Raw genomic sequence first — 16,354 nt, 5'->3', positions numbered from 1 at the left:
GTGCCGCAGCGGCACGCTTGCCGCGCAGGACGGATCGGTTTTATTGACGACACAGCACAGCAGGAGCGCCTGAAATGACACCGTATGACATGATCCGCGACCAACTCGGCAAGGCGGTGCCCTTTGCCAACCACGTTGGGGTTGAACTGCTTGAAGTTGGCGACGGTATTGGTGTCGCAGCACTGGACCAACGGCCTGAAACATCCAACCACATCCAGAGCCAGCATGCAGGGGCCATGTTCACCCTGGGCGAAGCCGCATCAGGTGCTGCCCTTGCTGGTGCTTTTGGTCCCATGATCTTTCAGGCGCGGCCTGTCGCATCCGGCGCCAACATCTCTTACGTCAAGATCGCGAAGGGGCGTCTTGAGGCCCACGCCAAAACCGAACGTCCGGGGCCGGAACTGGTCAAGGAGCTGCAAGAAGTGGGCAAGACGGCCTTCGACATCAATGTTGATATCCGCGACGACGATGGTGATACGGTTGTCACTATGACGGTCGGCTGGCACGTCCGCAAAGCATGAAGGGCGGTTGGTAGGCCCGGCAGGACTTGAACCCGCAACCAAAGCGTTATGAGCGCTCTGCTCTAACCAATTGAGCTACAGGCCCGCCTGATCCCGGGGATAGCATCGCCACCCCGGGTGTCAAGACAGGCGACGGCTTAGAACCGGTAGCGTGCACCGATAAAGACAGCGTCGATATCCCGAAAGGATTCGGTCGGCGTTTCCGCGCTGAATGTGCGGAAGCCGCCGTAGACCTCGGTGTTCAGTCGATCGATCTTTTGCACCGCGAAAATACTGTAGCTTTCAGAGTCGCTGCCGTTCACCGCTTGATCGCTGCCATCATAGAAATCGACAGCGAATGACGTGCTGCCCCACGGCAGAAGATCCTGCTTCTGATACCCCAGTTTCACATAGTTAAAGCCGGGGTCTTCACGACCGGCTGTATCCAGGTCGTCGGTCCCGGATGCAAAGGTGACATTCAGGCCAGTAGGATCGTGAAAGGCCGAAACTGAGCCCGCAACCCGATCCACCTCGTCAATCTGGGCATAGGCAATACCGCCACGCACACGCACATCGCCGAATGTTTGGGTGTAACGGATGGCAATGTCGCTATTGCTGTCTTCGCCGAAGGAAACGGACGCCACGAAACCACCGCCAAACGTGGGCGTGTCGTAGCGGAAACGTTCGACCCTGCTGATACCGTCGAAGTTGGAGAAGAAACTGCCGACAGTGTTGCCGCTAAAACCACCCGTAGCCGTGCGGAATATCTGGCCACCCGCAATCAGGCCCACGTCGGAATAGTTGCCAAGGGCTGTTCCCGACAGGTCAATCTCTGAAATCCCGTTCGAGGCAGCGTCGCCTTGTCCATAGGCGAAGTTACCGTAGGGCGTGTTCGCAAACAGCTCGAACTTGCGTTCGTTGGAAACGGATGAGCTGATGTCCGAATTCAATTGGCTGACGGAATTTGATGAGGAGAACTCGAACTCGTACTCTACCAGGGCACCGACGATATAGTTTCCGAAGCTGTAAGCTGCCCGCGCGGTCAACCGTGTCGATGAGTTGTCGTTGTCCACGAAGAACTCGTTGCTCTCTACTCCGTCATCCGTGAACAGGAAGGCGCGGTTGATCTGACCACCCAAGGTGAAAGAGAAGCCGCCATCCTGAACGTCGACAATCTCGGCCTGGGCAGCGGGCACAGAAAGCGAGATCGCCGTCATGGATGATCCAATGAGCAGGCGGTGAAACGTCATGGCGATGTCCTTTGAGTGGTTGGTGCAAGAACTGTGTCACGTTCTCGCAGCCTCGAATACGAGGTGTCACGAGAGGGTGACGCACTGTGAGGGGCGCGTGAAACGCGGCGCAGCGGCGCAGAACTGCATTTCCTTTTGCAACGCCACCTGTCTTCACGTTAAGGGGCAGGCGAGCCCCCGGGGAGATTGAGAATGACCAGTAACAAGAACGGACTGACCTATGCGCAGGCCGGTGTCGATATCGACGCAGGCAACGCTCTGGTCGAGCGGATCAAACCGGCTGCCGCAGCCACGAAACGGGCAGGGGTTGCATCCGGGCTGGGTGGCTTCGGGGGATTGTTCGATCTGAAAGCTGCCGGTTTTGTCGATCCGGTGCTGGTGGCCGCCACGGATGGTGTCGGGACCAAGCTGCGGATCGCTATCGATACCGGAAACGTGGACGGCGTGGGTGTCGATCTGGTGGCAATGTGCGTCAATGATCTGGTCTGCCAGGGCGCGGAACCGCTGTTCTTTCTAGATTACTTCGCCACGGGCAAACTGGAACTCGATCAGGCAGCACGTATCATCGAAGGTATTGCGCGGGGGTGTGAGGCCTCCGGATGCGCATTGATCGGTGGTGAGACCGCAGAGATGCCGGGAATGTATCCTGCGGGTGACTTTGATCTTGCCGGTTTCTCCGTTGGCGCAATGGAGCGGGGTACGGCCCTGCCAGCGGGCGTGGTCGAGGGCGATGTGCTTTTGGGATTGGCCTCAGACGGTGTTCATTCCAACGGATACTCGCTGGTCCGCAAGATCGTCGAAACCTCTGGGTTTGGCTGGGACGATGCTTGCCCATGGGGCGAAGGAAGCCTTGGCACGACCCTGCTGACGCCCACGCGGCTTTATGTGAAGGCTGCGCTGGCTGCGATCAAGGCGGGCGGCGTGCACGGCTTTGCCCACATCACCGGCGGTGGTCTGACCGAAAACCTGCCGCGTGTGCTGCCCGAGGGGATGGCTGTGCATGTGGATTTGGACGCATGGGAACTGCCATCGGTCTTCCAATGGCTTGCGGCGCAAGGCGGCATGGATCAAGCCGAAATGCTCAAGACCTTCAACGCCGGTATCGGGATGGTTGTGGTTGTGGACCCGGCCTCTGAAGCCGATGTGACAGCCGCACTCGAAGCCGAAGGGCAGGTCGTGATCCGGATCGGCGCGGTCGAAGCAGGGCAGGGCTTGCGCTACTCCGGGGCGCTTCTTTGAACAAACGTGTCGGGATCTTTGTCTCGGGTGGCGGATCAAACATGCGTGCGCTGGTCGAGGACATGGATGCGTCGCATCCCGCCACGCCGATCGTCGTTGTTTCGAACAAGGCCGATGCTGGTGGTATCGCGTGGGCGAAAGACGCCGGGCTTGCCACGGTGGTGGTCGATCACCGGCCTTTCGGAAAGGATCGTGCCGGGTTTGAGGCGGCGATCTCGGAAGCCCTTGATCCCTTTGAGTTGGACCTGATCTGCCTGGCCGGGTTCATGCGCGTGCTCACGGCAGGTTTCGTGACGCCATGGCGCGGGCGCATGTTGAACATTCATCCCTCACTTCTGCCCAAGTACCGTGGTTTGCACACCCATGCCCGAGCGCTTGAGGCGGGCGATACCGAACACGGCTGCACCGTGCATCTGGTCACGCCTGAACTGGATGATGGCCCGATTCTCGGACAGGCGCGTGTGCCCGTTCGACCGGGCGATACGCCGGACGATTTGGCCGCCCGGGTGCTGCAGCAAGAGCACATTTTATACCCGGCTGTGCTGCGCCGATTTGCCTCTGGCGATCGAACGCCCCTCCTGCTCTAGCCAGCGTGCGCGTGTTGGTGTAGGACCGGACAACCAGACGGTGAAAAGCAACAAAAAGAACCACCCATGAGAACTATCACAACCACGGACGCGTTGGCTGAATTCTGTACCGAGGCCCGCGCGCACCCGTATGTGACCGTCGATACAGAATTCCTGCGCGAACGGACCTATTACTCGAAACTCTGCCTTGTGCAGCTGGCCATGCCCGGCACAGATGACAGCAATGCCGTGCTGGTTGATCCGCTGGCTGATGGCTTGTCGCTTGAGCCGCTCTACGACCTTTTCCGCGACAAATCGGTGGTCAAGGTGTTCCACGCCGCACGACAGGACCTCGAGATTTTCTATGTTGATGCGCAGGTCTTTCCCGAACCGCTGTTCGACACGCAGGTGGCCGCGATGGTCTGCGGCTTTGGCGAACAGGTGGGATATGAGACACTGGTGCGCAAGATCGCTAAGCAGTCACTCGACAAGACCTCGCGCTTTACCGATTGGTCGCGGCGGCCTCTGACGGACGCGCAGAAAACCTATGCGATTGCGGACGTGACGCATCTGCGGCAAATCTACGAATTCCTCGCGGACAAGCTGTCAGAAAGCGGGCGTGCGCGTTGGGTGTCGGAAGAACTTCAGACGCTGCTCAGCCCCGACACCTACATCATCAAGCCTGATGACGCCTGGAAAAGGGTCAAGACACGCACGCACTCGGCACGGTTCCTTGCGGTGGTCCGGGAATTGGCCGCGTTCCGCGAAACCCACGCACAGACACGCAATATCCCTCGCAACCGCGTGTTCAAGGATGATGCGCTGGTGGAACTGGCCAGCAACAAACCGAAATCCTTTGAGGACTTGAGCCGATCACGACTGCTGCTGCGTGAGGCGCGCAAGGGCGACATCGCTGATGGCATCCTTGCCGCGGTCCAGCGCGGGGTGGACATGGACCCCGACATGATGCCGCGTCCCGACCGGTCACGTGAAAAGCTGCAGGTTAACCCGGCCCTGGCCGACCTGCTGCGGGTGTTGCTCAAGGCCAAAACGGAAAGTGCGGGTGTTGCGGCCAAGTTGATTGCCTCTGCTGCGGACTTGGATGCGTTGGCGGCAGGGGTGCGGGATGTTCCTGCGCTGCAGGGCTGGCGGTCCGAAGTGTTCGGAACGGATGCGTTGAGGCTGTGCGACGGACGTGTTGCGCTTACGGCCAACGGGGCCGACGTTCAGATCATTCCACTGGATTGACGCGGTGTGTCAGCGCCGCGTGGTTGATTGCGCGTTGCGCAATCCCTCAACACGGATCACGCGGATCTCGGCCAATTCCTGATCGGTCAGGCGGCGGGCAGCCGTGACCGTGCGCACACGCTGGCTGAGCGTGCGTGTGGGGCGGTCGGAGTGAATGCCTCGCAACTGATAGGTCAGCACACCGTCAACAGGCAGGTTTTCGTCGCTCTCGGTGGTCAGACGCACGTCATACACACGGTCCTCGCCCGCGATGCCCGTGGCCCGTACGATGGCGCCTCCGGGGACCGGTTCAATCACCAGATCAGTGACCTGATCAATAGGGGTGCCGACATAGAGTTCCGTCTGGTCGCGCAGACTGGAAAACAGGCCCGCCCTTCGCGTTTCCGGGATCAGCGGGTTGGTCGCAGCCCTCGGGTCGGGCTGAACTGGTCCGGACCGACTGTTGCCAAACCAGTTGATCGGGTTCACCCGGCTGTCACGCACAGCGGCGCAGGCCGACAGGGTTAACGTGGCAACCAGAAGGGCAGGTAAGATCAGGCGCATTGTCCGCTCGCATATTTGCTTTTGGCACATGTGGTAGCGGATGCAGGCGCTGTTGAAAAGCATCCATTGCTGCTCTGGACCTTTGCGGCTGCTGCGCCTAGGTCACAAAGGCACAGGCATGATGTGGGGATACCGGATGGCAACGGCCAGCTTTGAAGAGATCGTGGAAGATTTTGAGTTTCTCGAGGATTGGGAAGACCGTTATCGTTATGTGATCGAGCAGGGCAAGGCGATGGACCCTCTGCCCGCTGCGCTCAAGGTGCCTGCAACCAAGGTTGACGGCTGTGCCAGCCAGGTCTGGCTGCATCCGCAGATCGAAAACGGGATATTCCGATTTGACGGCGAAAGCGATGCAATGATCGTGAAGGGGCTGATTGCAGTGCTGCGCAGGCTATACAACGGCTTGCCGGTGGCCGAGGTGCGTGCCGTGGATGCGCGGGCCGAAATGGCGCGGCTGGGGCTGAACGACCACCTATCGGCGCAACGCTCAAATGGGCTTCGGGCCATGATCGAGCGGATTCAGTTGGTTGCCGCGGCTGCGTGATCCCAAGGCCGCCAGAGGCGACACCATGATTCAGGGGGCTCTGCCCCCGCCTGCGGCGCCCCCGTCGTATTTCCGGTCAGAAGAAGGTGCTGTTAAAGCCGCTTCAGAGTGGTTTGCAGGTCACCATAGCCTGTAAAGCGACGTTCAAAGGTCAGTCCCAGTGTGTGTGCCGCGGCGCGCGCCTTCTCGGTAAGGCTCGGATCATTGGTCTGGGCCTGGTAAACGAGCTTTTCATAATTGCCGAAATACATGTCCCGCAGTTCGGGATGGCGGTCGAGCCCCATGGGTTTGATTATGAAGGCTTCGAACTGGCGGACGAGGAAATCAGTCAGGTAGAAGGTGGTGATTTCACTTTCACTTTGCGCTGCAAATCTTTCATTTCCCTCGAAAAAACTGTAGCAGTGTGGACCCGAGATCATCTCTACACCCATCTCGGCACAGGCGGCTTGCAGCAGGCCGCCCGTCCCGCAATCCGCATAGACCACAAAGATGGTTTCATAGCCGTCACGGTGCCTGGTGACCGCGTCACCCACCGCCTCCGTGATTTTGTCAGGGAACAAGTGGTACTTGGCGGGCAGGCAGGTCAGATCCATGTGATCCCAGCCGTTTGTGCGTTTGAGATCCAGTATCTCGCGGGCGAGCGCACCGCAGGCAATCAGCAAGATACGTCCCGCGCCTGTGGCGGGCAGGCCGGAGTCAGTCAATTGGGCGTCTGTCAGCGCCATTTAATCGAACACCCCATGCTGGGCCTCTGGTCTTGGGGACCGTGTCCGGTTTCGGCCACCTGCCGCATGGCGTTTAGCAACTCGGGCACGCGATCTTTGGCGTCACCCATACGTGTGTCGTCTAGCCGCCCCCGGTATTGCAACTGTCCATCGCGGTTGAAGCCGAAGAAATCGGGTGTGCATACAGCGCCATAGGCGCGCGCAACGGACTGATCCGCGTCGATGAGATAGGGAAAGTCAAACCCGTGTTTTGCCGCAAAACCGGGCATTTTGTCCGGGGCATCAGCGGGGTAGGCGGCATAGTCATTGGCATTGATGGCAATCACGCCGATACCCAGTGTTTTCAGGGCCTTTGCATCCGCCGCCAGTCGGTCCGCAATCGCGATGACATAGGGGCAATGATTGCAGATGAACGCCACAAGCACGCCGTTCTCACCCATGTGGTCTGACAGGTTATGCACGGCGCCATGCGCGTTCACGAGGCTGAACTGTGGCGCTGGCGCGCCAAAGTCGCAGATCGGTGTATCAAGCAGCATGTCGTCCTCCGGTTGGGCCGGGGCGACAGGACAGTTAGCCTGCCGCCATCTGGTTATGCTTGCGGGCCACGAATTCCTTGGCCGTTTCGACCGCCACGGCCGCGTCGCGGCAATAGGCGTCGGCGCCGATGGCCTTGCCGAACTCTTCATTCAGCGGCGCGCCACCCACCAGAACGATATAGTCATCCCGAATGCCCTGTTCGACCATCGTGTCGATCACGACCTTCATATAAGGCATAGTTGTGGTCAGCAGCGCCGACATGCCCAGAATGTCAGGACCTTCCTGTTCGATCGCTTCCAGATAGTTTTCGACCGGGTTGTTGATGCCAAGATCGACCACTTCGAAGCCTGCGCCTTCCATCATCATCGACACGAGGTTCTTGCCAATATCATGGATGTCACCCTTGACCGTTCCGATGACCATCTTGCCAACGCGCGGTGCGCCGGTTTCGGCGAGCAGCGGCTTGAGGATGAACATGCCGCCCTTCATCGCGTTTGCAGCCAGCAGCACTTCGGGCACGAACAGAATGCCGTCGCGGAAATCATGTCCCACAATCGTCATACCCCCGACCAAAGCCTTGGTCAGGATGTCGTAAGGCACCCAGCCGCGTTCGAGCAGGATGTTGACCGCTTCCTCGATCTCTTCCTTGAGACCATCGTAGAGGTCGTCGAACATCTGCTGGACAAGCTCTTCGTCATCAAGTTCGGACAGGATGATTTCGTCTTCGTCTGACATGGGCATTCCTCTTGAGTGGGTGCCGGACCCGGTGCCTGGTTTTTTCGAGTTATCGTTCAGAATGTCGCAGGTGGACTGTCTGAATTGCGACATGGGCCGCTTCGCGTGCGACGCTGAGTGTCACTTTTGTGTGCTGTTGTATGCCGATGCGGCGTCTTGTGATGCGTTCATTCTGGAAAATGTTCCTGTTCTGTTCTAGTGTGGGCGTATGAAACCCGATCTGCAAACTCACACCCCCAAGGCCCGCGGCGCCGTGTCCAACGCAGTCAGCCGGTATGACAAGGTCAGCCGTCACGCCGAGGCCGATGGATGGGAAATGGAGGAGGACCTGCCGACCCTGAGGACGGAGGTCAGCATCGAACACCCGCGCAGCTTGATCAGCTACAACCGGTCTCCCGATCTGCCGTTTGACCGGTCGATCAATCCTTACCGTGGGTGCGAACACGGATGTGTCTACTGTTTTGCCCGGCCCACCCACGCCTATCTGGGCCTGTCTCCGGGCCTGGATTTCGAAACGCGGCTTGTGGCGCGGCCTGATGCGCCAGACGTGCTGCGCGCCGAACTGGCCCGCAAAAGTTACAAGGTGGCAACGCTCGCCATTGGCACCAACACGGACCCGTACCAGCCCATCGATCGCACGCACGAGATCATGCGCCGTTGCCTTGAGGTGCTGGAAGCCTGCGACCATCCCGTCGCCATCGTGACCAAGGGCACGCTGATCGAACGCGACATCGACATCCTGGCGCGTATGGCGGCCAAGGGGTTGGCGCGGGTTGGTCTGTCCGTCACCACACTCGATCCCGAACTGTCCCGTGCGATGGAGCCGCGCGCGCCCACGCCCACGCGACGGCTCGCAACGATGCGCAGATTGACAGCGGCGGGTATTCCGGTCCGCATCATGGCCTCGCCCATGGTGCCCGCACTCACCGATCCCGAGCTTGAGGCGATCCTTGGCGCGGGCGCGGCAGCTGGGGCGGGCAGTGCCAGCTGGATCATGCTGCGCCTGCCGCAAGAGGTGTCGCTGCTCTGGCAGGAGTGGCTTGCCGCGCATTATCCCGACCGCGCACACCGCATCATGTCGCGCCTGCGCGAAATGCACGGGGGCAAGGATTATGATGCCCGCTGGGGGCACCGGATGCGGGGCGAAGGACCCTATGCCGAGATTGTCGCACATCGGTTCAAAGTGGCCGTCAAGCGTCTGGGGTTGAAGGAAAATCTGGCACCGATGCGCACCGACCTGTTTCGGCCGCCGCGCGCACCCAGCGCCCAGCTGAGCCTGTTCTAGGCCGCACGCCGTCCACGGCGCTTGCGGGTCGGGCGGTTGTCATCATCACCGGTGCCATCACTGGCGGAAGAAAATGCACCCAGCGCTTCAACAATTGCATCCAGCGACGGGGCCGCCTGCACGGCGCGCGTGTCCAACGCCTCGCGCATCTTCTCCAGATGGGCCGGGGTCGTGCCACAGCAACCGCCAATGATGGTCGCACCACAATTGCGGGCCATGGCGGCATAGTCCCCCATCAACTCCGGCGTGCCATCATAGTGAATATGCCCGTCGTGGTATTTCGGAATGCCCGCATTGCCCTTGGCGATGATGGGCAGCGTCGTACCGGTGGCGGCAAAGCCCAGCACCGTGCGCAGCAGATCTGAGGCACCCGTGCCGCAATTGGCACCAAAAGCCACGGGCGGGAAATCCAGCCCAGCCACCAGCGTCGCCATATCTGTACTTGTCACACCCATCATCGTGCGGCCCGCGGTGTCAAAGCTCATTGTACCGACCCAAGGCAACTCCGCCCGGGCAAATCCTTCTGCGGCAGCCGTGTATTCTTCGGGGGCCGAAATGGTCTCCAACCAACCGATATCTGCGCCGCCCGCCTTCAATCCGGCGGCGGTTTCGTGAAACATCTCGACCGCGTCTGCGTGGGTCAGGCTGCCGACAGGTTCCATGATATCGCCAGTCGGACCAACCGAGCCTGCAACGATCACCTTGCGTCCGGCGGCATCCGCGACCTCGCGACCAAGTTCGGCGGCGATCTTGCTCAGTTCGAAGGCACGGTGGCCGGCGTCATGCAGCTTGAGCCGCGATGCGTTGGCGCCAAAGGAGTTGGTTAGAAACACGTCGCTTCCCGCGTCAACGGCCCCTTTGTACAGCGCCTTGATCTTCTGGGGTTCCTCCTCGTTCCACAACTCGGGGGCGTCACCTGACATCAGGCCCATGGCAAACAGATTGGTGCCCGTGGCACCATCGGCCAACAAAGTGCCTTTTTCGGCCAGAAGAGTAGTCAGAGCATCCGACATGGGGAAACCTTTCGCGCGAAGAGTTTCGATCACATGTCATGCCGCCGAACGTGAGGCCAGTTCATAATTCTCATCTTCATGATGAGCTACGTTTGCATTTGCTTCTGGCATGCGGTTCGGCAGCGGATCAGGGGCGTGCACGGTACGGGCGATATCGGCCAAGCCCAGCACCAGGCCAGCCCAGGTTGGAGCGGCAGCATATCGGGGAACCCAGCGCGGGGCAAATGCGGATTTGAATTGGCGCAACCCCGTGCCTCCGGCATGACGGACAGCCACCTGAGCCGCCCAACGCCACATTGGGCGGCTCAGGTCTGGGCAGGCAGTGACCGATGCAAGGCTGACGCGCGTGCACCCCATTGCCTTTGCATCCATTAGGGCCTGATGAACAAGGGCATGCATCGTACCATCGGGTGTGTCTGCGCCGTGACGCATGATGTCCAGGCACCAGTCCGATTGGCTATGATGAAATGTGGCGAACCCAACGAGTTCATTATCTGAATATGCGCTGACAACCCATTGCTGCGAAATATAATTCGGGCAATACCGTCCCATACTTCCGCCGCGCGCGGATCCGCATTGGGCTTGCCACTCTGCATCGACATTGGCTGCTGATTGCGGTTGCAAAGGGGTATCCGATCGCAAGGTGATCCCGGCCTTTTGCGCAGCCCGCAGCTTACGGCGCAATCTTCGGCGTAGGGGGGTGTCGATATCGTAGTGCGCCAAATCGATAATGGCATCATCGGCAATGTGCAGTACGGCCCAACCGCCGCGACGCGCCACTTGGGCCAGCCGCTGCCCGGATTTGTACAGCAACGGAATGCGCCCATGTGCCCGCGCGGTACAGTGCAACCAAGTCAATACAGAGGTGTCAGCGCGGCCCTGCGGGTCCGTAAACAGAGTGCGGGTTTGCGATGTGGGCCAGATCGGTGCGCTGCTGCCGGATGTTGCCGGATCGACCTGACCACCGTTCTGGCGCAGGGCCTGCGCTTCGCTGCGTGGCAATGCTTGCCACGGCGGCACAGCTTGGTGCCACTTGGTCACGGCGGGCAGGGGCCGCAACATGGCGAGGATGGCCAGACAGGCCGGGGCGGCATAATAGACGATGCGAAACGCAAGGATGGCTGCCAGAACACCCGCCTCGAACCCGGCACCGGCGGGCAACGCCGACACGAGGATCAATTCGAAGGGACCGACGCCGCCGGGTGTGTTCGACATCAGTCCACAGCCAAGGGCGACCATGAACAGCGGCAACAGCACCTCAAAGGCCATTGTGCCGGAGGGCAGCAGCACCCAAAGCGCCGCCGCCGCCAGGGCCATGTCGACTAGCGCCCAGATCAGGATCGAACCGGCGATGCGCAGGCTGGGCATTGGAATCGTTTGGCGCCCAATGCGCAAGGTCGGGCACCAGAATAGCAATGCGGCACAGGCGGGCAGCAGGGCAATGGCGCCGACAGACAAGGGGATCGTCCATGCGGGGGCTGGCAAAACGGCGCTGACCAGCCCTGTCACGCTGGCCCAGGCCACGACGAAGGTTAGTGACACCAGCGTGGACAGTTTCAACGCCTGCGTCACACTCATCCCCGGCAGCATGCGCCACCGCGCCAGAGCACCCGACACCAAGCCAAAACCGACCGTTTGACCAATGGCGATTCCGACAGCCCCGGTGATCCGTGCTTGGCCTTCGGGTACACCGGTGCCAAGAGTCCGATGTGCCTGCACGTCATATTGGGCGACGGCGAAAAAGCTTCCAAGGGTCAGAACAGCGGCCAGACCCCATTGTAAGATCGAGATGTCGGCCAGCTGTTGTGGCAGACTGGCCACCACGTCCATCGGGATTTGGCGCGCCAGAAGCATGACACATGCCACAAGGATCATCATCGGCATGCCGACCCGAAGGGCGGTGCGCACCACCGCCAACGCCTGAATTCTGTGCATGTACCGACCCTTTCCCGCAGTCCCCAATCAAGGGCTAGCGGGCAAGAGTGTGCCATTTCTTAACGGAGGTGAGGCAACTGGTGACAATGCAAATCAAAAAGCGCGCACCGGTAAAGGCGCGCGCTTCGTTTCACATCAATTTTAAGCTTCAAGCCAATGATACTACTCTAGTTCACTCATCAACTGAGCTTTCGCCTCCGCCATCAGTTCAGCCATCTTGGCGCGGATTGTGGCCTCATCCGCCTTGGCGCCAAGATCACCCGCCACCTTGCGGTAGACGTCCTCGTGCCCCGCTTCTTCGAAGTCGGATTTCACAACTTCACGTGCATATTCTTCGGCGGCGTCGCCGGTCTTGCCCATCAGGTCGGCGGCCCAAAGGCCCAGCAGCTTGTTACGGCGGGCGTCCGCCTTGAACTGCATTTCCGCGTCGTGGGCGAATTTGTTTTCAAAAGCGCTTTCGCGCTCGTCAAAGGTGCTCATTGGTCACCCCCCTTTCTGGCTTGTCTTTCCTCCAGATATGCAGGCCAAGGCACGCCGCGCAACCCCATTGCTTGCGGCATTTGGGTCGATTGCTTATGAGGTGCCCATCGGCAGGGAGACTCATCACCCCTGCACACGCGAAAGGACGCCCATGGCGCGACGCAAAAAGATCTACGAAGGCAAGGCCAAGGTTCTGTACGAAGGCCCCGAGCCCGGCACGATCGTTCAATACTTCAAGGATGACGCCACCGCCTTCAACGCCCAGAAGAAAGACGTGATCGAAGGCAAGGGTGTTCTGAACAACCGCCTCAGCGAATTCTTCATGACTGGCCTCGGCCAGATCGGGGTGCCAACGCACTTCCTCAAGCGTCTGAACATGCGTGAACAGTTGGTTCGCGCCTGCGAGATCGTGCCGCTTGAAGTGATCGTGCGCAACTATGCAGCGGGCACCATGAGCGAACGGCTTGGGATCGAGGAGGGCACGCAGTTGCCACGCCCGATCGTCGAATATTGCTACAAGGATGACAAGCTGGGCGACCCGCTGGTGACCGAAGAGCATATCGCCGCATTTGGATGGGCCAGCCAACAGGACATGGACGACATCCTGTCCCTTGCCTTGCGGGTCAACGATTTCCTGAGCGGTGTCATGTTGGCGGTCGGTATCCGCCTTGTTGATTTCAAGATCGAGATTGGCCGCGTCTATGACGGGGACTTCATGCGCCTGATCGTTGCGGACGAGATCAGCCCGGACAGCTGCCGCTTGTGGGACATTGAGACAGGCCAGAAGCTGGACAAAGACGTGTTCCGTCGTGATCTCGGCAACCTGACCGATGCCTATACCGAGGTGGCCCGACGTCTGGGTGTGATGCCCAAGAACGCGGCACCCATTTCGAAACCGACCCTTATCAACTGAAAGAGACGAACATGAAAGCGACCGTGCATGTGATGTTGAAGAACGGTGTTCTGGACCCACAAGGCGAAGCAGTGCGTCACGCACTTGGTGCATTGGGCTTTGATGGGGTGAATGGGGTGCGCCAGGGCAAGGTGATCGAACTCGACCTGGCGGATGGCACCAATGAAGCAGACGTGACGGCCATGTGCGAGAAGCTGTTGGCTAATACGGTGATCGAAAGCTATCGGGTAGAGATGAGCTGAGCCACCCGCGGCATTATAAACCGATTTAGTACATTAGCTCGCTGGCCAAGCTTTATTGGAATCTTTTCCTCAGTAGCTGTCAAAACCTGAATACAAAGGAGCGCATAACGTGAAAGCTGCCGTTGTTGTTTTCCCCGGATCGAACTGTGATCGAGATCTCGCCGTCGCCTTTCGCAATGCGGGTGCGGATGTTGAAATGGTTTGGCACAAAGACACCGAGCTTCCTGCAGGCGTCGACATGGTGGGTGTACCGGGCGGCTTTTCCTTTGGCGACTACTTGCGGTGTGGTGCCATCGCGGCCAATTCACCGATCTGCAAAGCCGTTAAGGCGCATGCAGAGCAGGGCGGATATGTGTTTGGCGTATGTAATGGTTTTCAGGTCCTGACCGAGACCGGAATCCTGCCAGGTGCGCTGCTGCGCAATGCCGGGCTCAAGTACATCTGCAAAACGGTTGGCCTTGAAGTTGAGACGTCGCAATCGGCGTTTACCGAAGGCTACAATGCTGGCGATGTAATCGACATTCCCATTGCGCATCATGACGGAAACTACTTTGCAGACGACAGCACGTTGAATGCACTTGAGGGCGATGATCGCATTGCGTTCCGCTATACCGACAACCCGAACGGATCGCGCCATGACATTGCGGGTATTCTGTCTGAGAACCGCCGCGTCCTTGGCATGATGCCCCATCCAGAGCGGGCGGCGGACTCAGGCCATGGTGGGACCGATGGACAGGCGCTCTTTCGCGCAGTGGTGGGGCAATTGACGTCCGCGTGACTTGAGCCGGAACCATCGACGCCGTAGGTTCCTCTTTATGCCAGCTGCTGATCGATCCCCTGCGCCCCGCACATCCGCCACAAGTTGGCGTGTTCGAGCTGCGCTTGTCCTTTTGACCGTTGCAGCGGTCACAACAGTCTTTTTCACAAACCGGCTACTGACAGATCGGTTTACCGAAACCACGCGAAACAGGGCAGAGCTCAGGCTCGCACTGTACTCTGGTAACCTGCTAAGCGAACTGCGTCAGAGCCAGATTGTTCCACAGCTTCTGGCGCGCGACCCAACTCTGATTGGGGCGCTGAACAGTCAAGATTATCAGCAATCTACGCAACGCCTGATTTCCTTTGTGGAAGAGATTGGCGCGGCCAATCTATATCTGCTGGACCGTGACGGGAGGACTGTCGCTGCGACGGACCGCAATCGCCTTGGTTCCAATCACCGAACTGAACCCTTTTTCATTAATGCGCTGCGAGCGAGCGGCACCATTTTTACGCTTACTGAACGTGAGGCAGGCGGCTTCGACTTTACGTATTCTCGCCGTGTGACGGCGGGGGGCGATGTTCTGGGCGTGATCGCCGTCGAGGTGGATTTGCAAAAGTTCGAACGGGCTTGGGCCGGTATATCGGCTGCTGTATTGGTCACCGACAGCGCTGGTCAGATCATCTTAAGCACGGAGCCGCGGTGGCGTGGACGCACGGAAGAGGATGCACTGGCGCGCCAAACTCCACAGAGTGCGATCGAGCGCGCCATTCGCGCTACGGCAGATTGGACCGCGCTGCCGCCCGATGCCTACTTGCAGGGCGAAGGCGTGATGCGGCTTGAGGCACGCATTCCGTTTCGTGGCTGGCGAATGACGTCTTTTACCACCTATGCTAGTGTTCGTGAGCGCGTAAACGGAGTTCTCGCGCTTGAGATTATGGGATTCGCCATTCTTCTAGCGCTCGCATTTTATGCAATGAGCCGCAGGTCAGCTTTGCGGCTGGCGTTGTTCGCACGGGAGTCGGCAGAGCTTCGCCACCTGAATGTGCAGTTGCAGCGAGAAATCGCCGAGCGAAAACGGGTTCAGGAAGACCTCGCGCAGGCCGAACAAACCCTTGAGCAGTCGTCGAAACTCGCTGCATTGGGTGAGATGTCGGCAGCGGTCAGTCACGAGTTGAACCAGCCGCTGGCAGCAATGAAAACCTATCTGGCCGGTGCACGTCTGCTGCTGCGCAGAAACCGCCCGGATGAGGCGTTGGTCGGTTTTGGTCGCATCGATGATCTGATTGAGCGGATGGGCGCGATCACCCGCCAGCTCAAATCCTATGCACGCAAAGGTCAGGACGCGCTAAGCCCTGTAAATATGGGCGATGCGCTGGCGTCCAGCCTGTCGATGATGGAGCCGCAGCTGCGGCAGCGCCGGGTTCTGATCAACCGCGTTGTTCCCCCGGAACCGATAGAAGTTCTTGGCGACCGGATGCGGATCGAACAGGTGATGGTGAACCTATTGCGAAATGCCATAGACGCCACCAAGTCGGAACGGGAGCCACAGGTTGATATTATCCTGTCGGCGGGTGAGACGGCGACACTGACCGTGCGTGACAACGGACCGGGTATCGAGGATTTGGACAGCCTGTTCGAACCTTTCTACACCACCAAGCAGCCGGGCGATGGCGTAGGGTTGGGCCTTGCTATCTCTTCCGGCATTGTAAACGATTTAGGCGGACGGTTGGTTGCACGCAACGGACAAGCGGGCGGTGCCGTCTTTGAAATGCAGCTTCCGATTCTCGATGACGAGGGTTCGGGGGGTGAAGACAACAAGATCAGAGCGGCGGAGTAAGC

18 protein-coding genes and 1 tRNA gene are annotated in these 16,354 nt (G+C 59.5%); 10 read left to right on the top strand and 9 right to left on the bottom strand.

The features are described from left to right. Positions 1-74 precede the first annotated feature (74 nt). On the top strand, positions 75-521 hold the full coding sequence (locus tag Q1A51_RS00495) for a DUF4442 domain-containing protein (protein WP_299206881.1): 447 nt from the start codon (positions 75-77) through the stop codon (positions 519-521). An 8-nt stretch (positions 522-529) separates the two neighbouring features. On the opposite strand, the gene Q1A51_RS00490 is transcribed toward Q1A51_RS00495, so the two are convergent. Next, positions 530-606 (bottom strand) — tRNA-Ile (locus Q1A51_RS00490). 52 nt (positions 607-658) lie between these two features. Next, on the bottom strand, positions 659-1,750 hold the full coding sequence (locus tag Q1A51_RS00485) for a hypothetical protein (RefSeq protein WP_299605661.1): 1,092 nt from the start codon (positions 1,748-1,750) through the stop codon (positions 659-661). A gap of 192 nt (positions 1,751-1,942) precedes the next feature. Between Q1A51_RS00485 and purM the strand changes: the two genes are divergently transcribed. The 3 genes from purM (at position 1,943) to rnd (ending at position 4,803) form a co-directional block, all read left to right on the top strand. Continuing rightward, the gene (gene purM / locus Q1A51_RS00480; RefSeq protein WP_299605658.1) at positions 1,943-2,989 is read left to right on the top strand and encodes a phosphoribosylformylglycinamidine cyclo-ligase; all 1,047 of its coding nucleotides are present in this window, start codon (positions 1,943-1,945) and stop codon (positions 2,987-2,989) included. After that, on the top strand, positions 2,986-3,576 hold the full coding sequence (gene purN, locus Q1A51_RS00475) for a phosphoribosylglycinamide formyltransferase (RefSeq protein ID WP_299206875.1): 591 nt from the start codon (positions 2,986-2,988) through the stop codon (positions 3,574-3,576). Before purM ends, purN begins: the two co-directional genes overlap by 4 nt. Positions 3,577-3,642: 66 nt before the next feature. Continuing rightward, a complete protein-coding gene (rnd, locus tag Q1A51_RS00470; RefSeq protein ID WP_299206873.1) occupies positions 3,643-4,803 on the top strand; it encodes a ribonuclease D in 1,161 nt (386 codons plus the stop codon). A gap of 9 nt (positions 4,804-4,812) precedes the next feature. On the opposite strand, the gene Q1A51_RS00465 is transcribed toward rnd, so the two are convergent. Then, entirely contained in the window at positions 4,813-5,346 is a 534-nt protein-coding gene (locus Q1A51_RS00465) for a hypothetical protein (protein WP_299605656.1), read from the bottom strand. Positions 5,347-5,482: 136 nt separating this feature from the next. On the opposite strand from Q1A51_RS00465, the gene Q1A51_RS00460 reads away from it, so the two are divergent. Further along, positions 5,483-5,890, top strand: coding sequence for a SufE family protein (locus Q1A51_RS00460; RefSeq protein ID WP_299207143.1), 408 nt, complete (start codon positions 5,483-5,485; stop codon positions 5,888-5,890). A 92-nt stretch (positions 5,891-5,982) separates the two neighbouring features. Here the strand turns inward: Q1A51_RS00460 and Q1A51_RS00455 are convergent, their stop codons facing one another. The 3 genes from Q1A51_RS00455 to Q1A51_RS00445 are packed head-to-tail and all read right to left on the bottom strand — an operon-like array spanning position 5,983 to position 7,887. Then, on the bottom strand, positions 5,983-6,615 hold the full coding sequence (locus tag Q1A51_RS00455; protein WP_299605653.1) for a DUF1638 domain-containing protein: 633 nt from the start codon (positions 6,613-6,615) through the stop codon (positions 5,983-5,985). Next, positions 6,606-7,151: a thioredoxin family protein gene (locus Q1A51_RS00450; protein WP_299605651.1), complete on the bottom strand. Its 546-nt coding sequence runs from the start codon at positions 7,149-7,151 to the stop codon at positions 6,606-6,608. The genes Q1A51_RS00455 and Q1A51_RS00450 overlap by 10 nt, the downstream gene beginning before the upstream one ends. Positions 7,152-7,185: 34 nt before the next feature. Next, a complete protein-coding gene (locus tag Q1A51_RS00445; RefSeq protein ID WP_299206865.1) occupies positions 7,186-7,887 on the bottom strand; it encodes a B12-binding domain-containing protein in 702 nt (233 codons plus the stop codon). A 208-nt stretch (positions 7,888-8,095) separates the two neighbouring features. On the opposite strand from Q1A51_RS00445, the gene Q1A51_RS00440 reads away from it, so the two are divergent. After that, positions 8,096-9,172 (top strand): PA0069 family radical SAM protein, encoded by a 1,077-nt coding sequence (locus Q1A51_RS00440; protein ID WP_299605649.1) that lies wholly within the window; start codon positions 8,096-8,098, stop codon positions 9,170-9,172. Here the strand turns inward: Q1A51_RS00440 and bmt are convergent. From bmt to Q1A51_RS00425, 3 genes are all read right to left on the bottom strand, one after another. After that, positions 9,169-10,185 (bottom strand): betaine--homocysteine S-methyltransferase, encoded by a 1,017-nt coding sequence (gene bmt, locus Q1A51_RS00435; RefSeq protein ID WP_299206862.1) that lies wholly within the window; start codon positions 10,183-10,185, stop codon positions 9,169-9,171. The genes Q1A51_RS00440 and bmt overlap by 4 nt on opposite strands. Positions 10,186-10,221: 36 nt before the next feature. Further along, entirely contained in the window at positions 10,222-12,120 is a 1,899-nt protein-coding gene (locus tag Q1A51_RS00430) for a phosphatidylglycerol lysyltransferase domain-containing protein (protein WP_299605646.1), read from the bottom strand. Positions 12,121-12,282: 162 nt separating this feature from the next. Beyond that, positions 12,283-12,600: a DUF1476 domain-containing protein gene (locus Q1A51_RS00425; RefSeq protein WP_299605644.1), complete on the bottom strand. Its 318-nt coding sequence runs from the start codon at positions 12,598-12,600 to the stop codon at positions 12,283-12,285. A 151-nt stretch (positions 12,601-12,751) separates the two neighbouring features. Here Q1A51_RS00425 and purC point away from each other — a divergent pair, with 151 nt between their 5' ends. The 4 genes from purC to Q1A51_RS00405 all read left to right on the top strand — a co-directional run bounded on the left by purC (position 12,752) and on the right by Q1A51_RS00405 (position 16,352). Continuing rightward, entirely contained in the window at positions 12,752-13,513 is a 762-nt protein-coding gene (gene purC / locus Q1A51_RS00420; protein ID WP_299206856.1) for a phosphoribosylaminoimidazolesuccinocarboxamide synthase, read from the top strand. A gap of 11 nt (positions 13,514-13,524) precedes the next feature. Beyond that, positions 13,525-13,755, top strand: a complete 231-nt coding sequence (purS, locus tag Q1A51_RS00415) for a phosphoribosylformylglycinamidine synthase subunit PurS (protein WP_299206854.1) — start codon at positions 13,525-13,527, stop codon at positions 13,753-13,755. A 109-nt stretch (positions 13,756-13,864) separates the two neighbouring features. Next, on the top strand, positions 13,865-14,533 hold the full coding sequence (gene purQ, locus Q1A51_RS00410; RefSeq protein WP_299605640.1) for a phosphoribosylformylglycinamidine synthase subunit PurQ: 669 nt from the start codon (positions 13,865-13,867) through the stop codon (positions 14,531-14,533). Between the two features lie 37 nt (positions 14,534-14,570). Further along, entirely contained in the window at positions 14,571-16,352 is a 1,782-nt protein-coding gene (locus tag Q1A51_RS00405) for an ATP-binding protein (protein ID WP_299605638.1), read from the top strand. Positions 16,353-16,354 lie beyond the last annotated feature (2 nt).

Source organism: uncultured Tateyamaria sp. (genome assembly GCF_947496075.1).
Lineage (GTDB): Bacteria > Pseudomonadota > Alphaproteobacteria > Rhodobacterales > Rhodobacteraceae > Tateyamaria.
The sequence above is the reverse complement of the archived record's forward strand: the minus strand, read 5'-3'. Positions and strand labels throughout refer to the sequence as shown.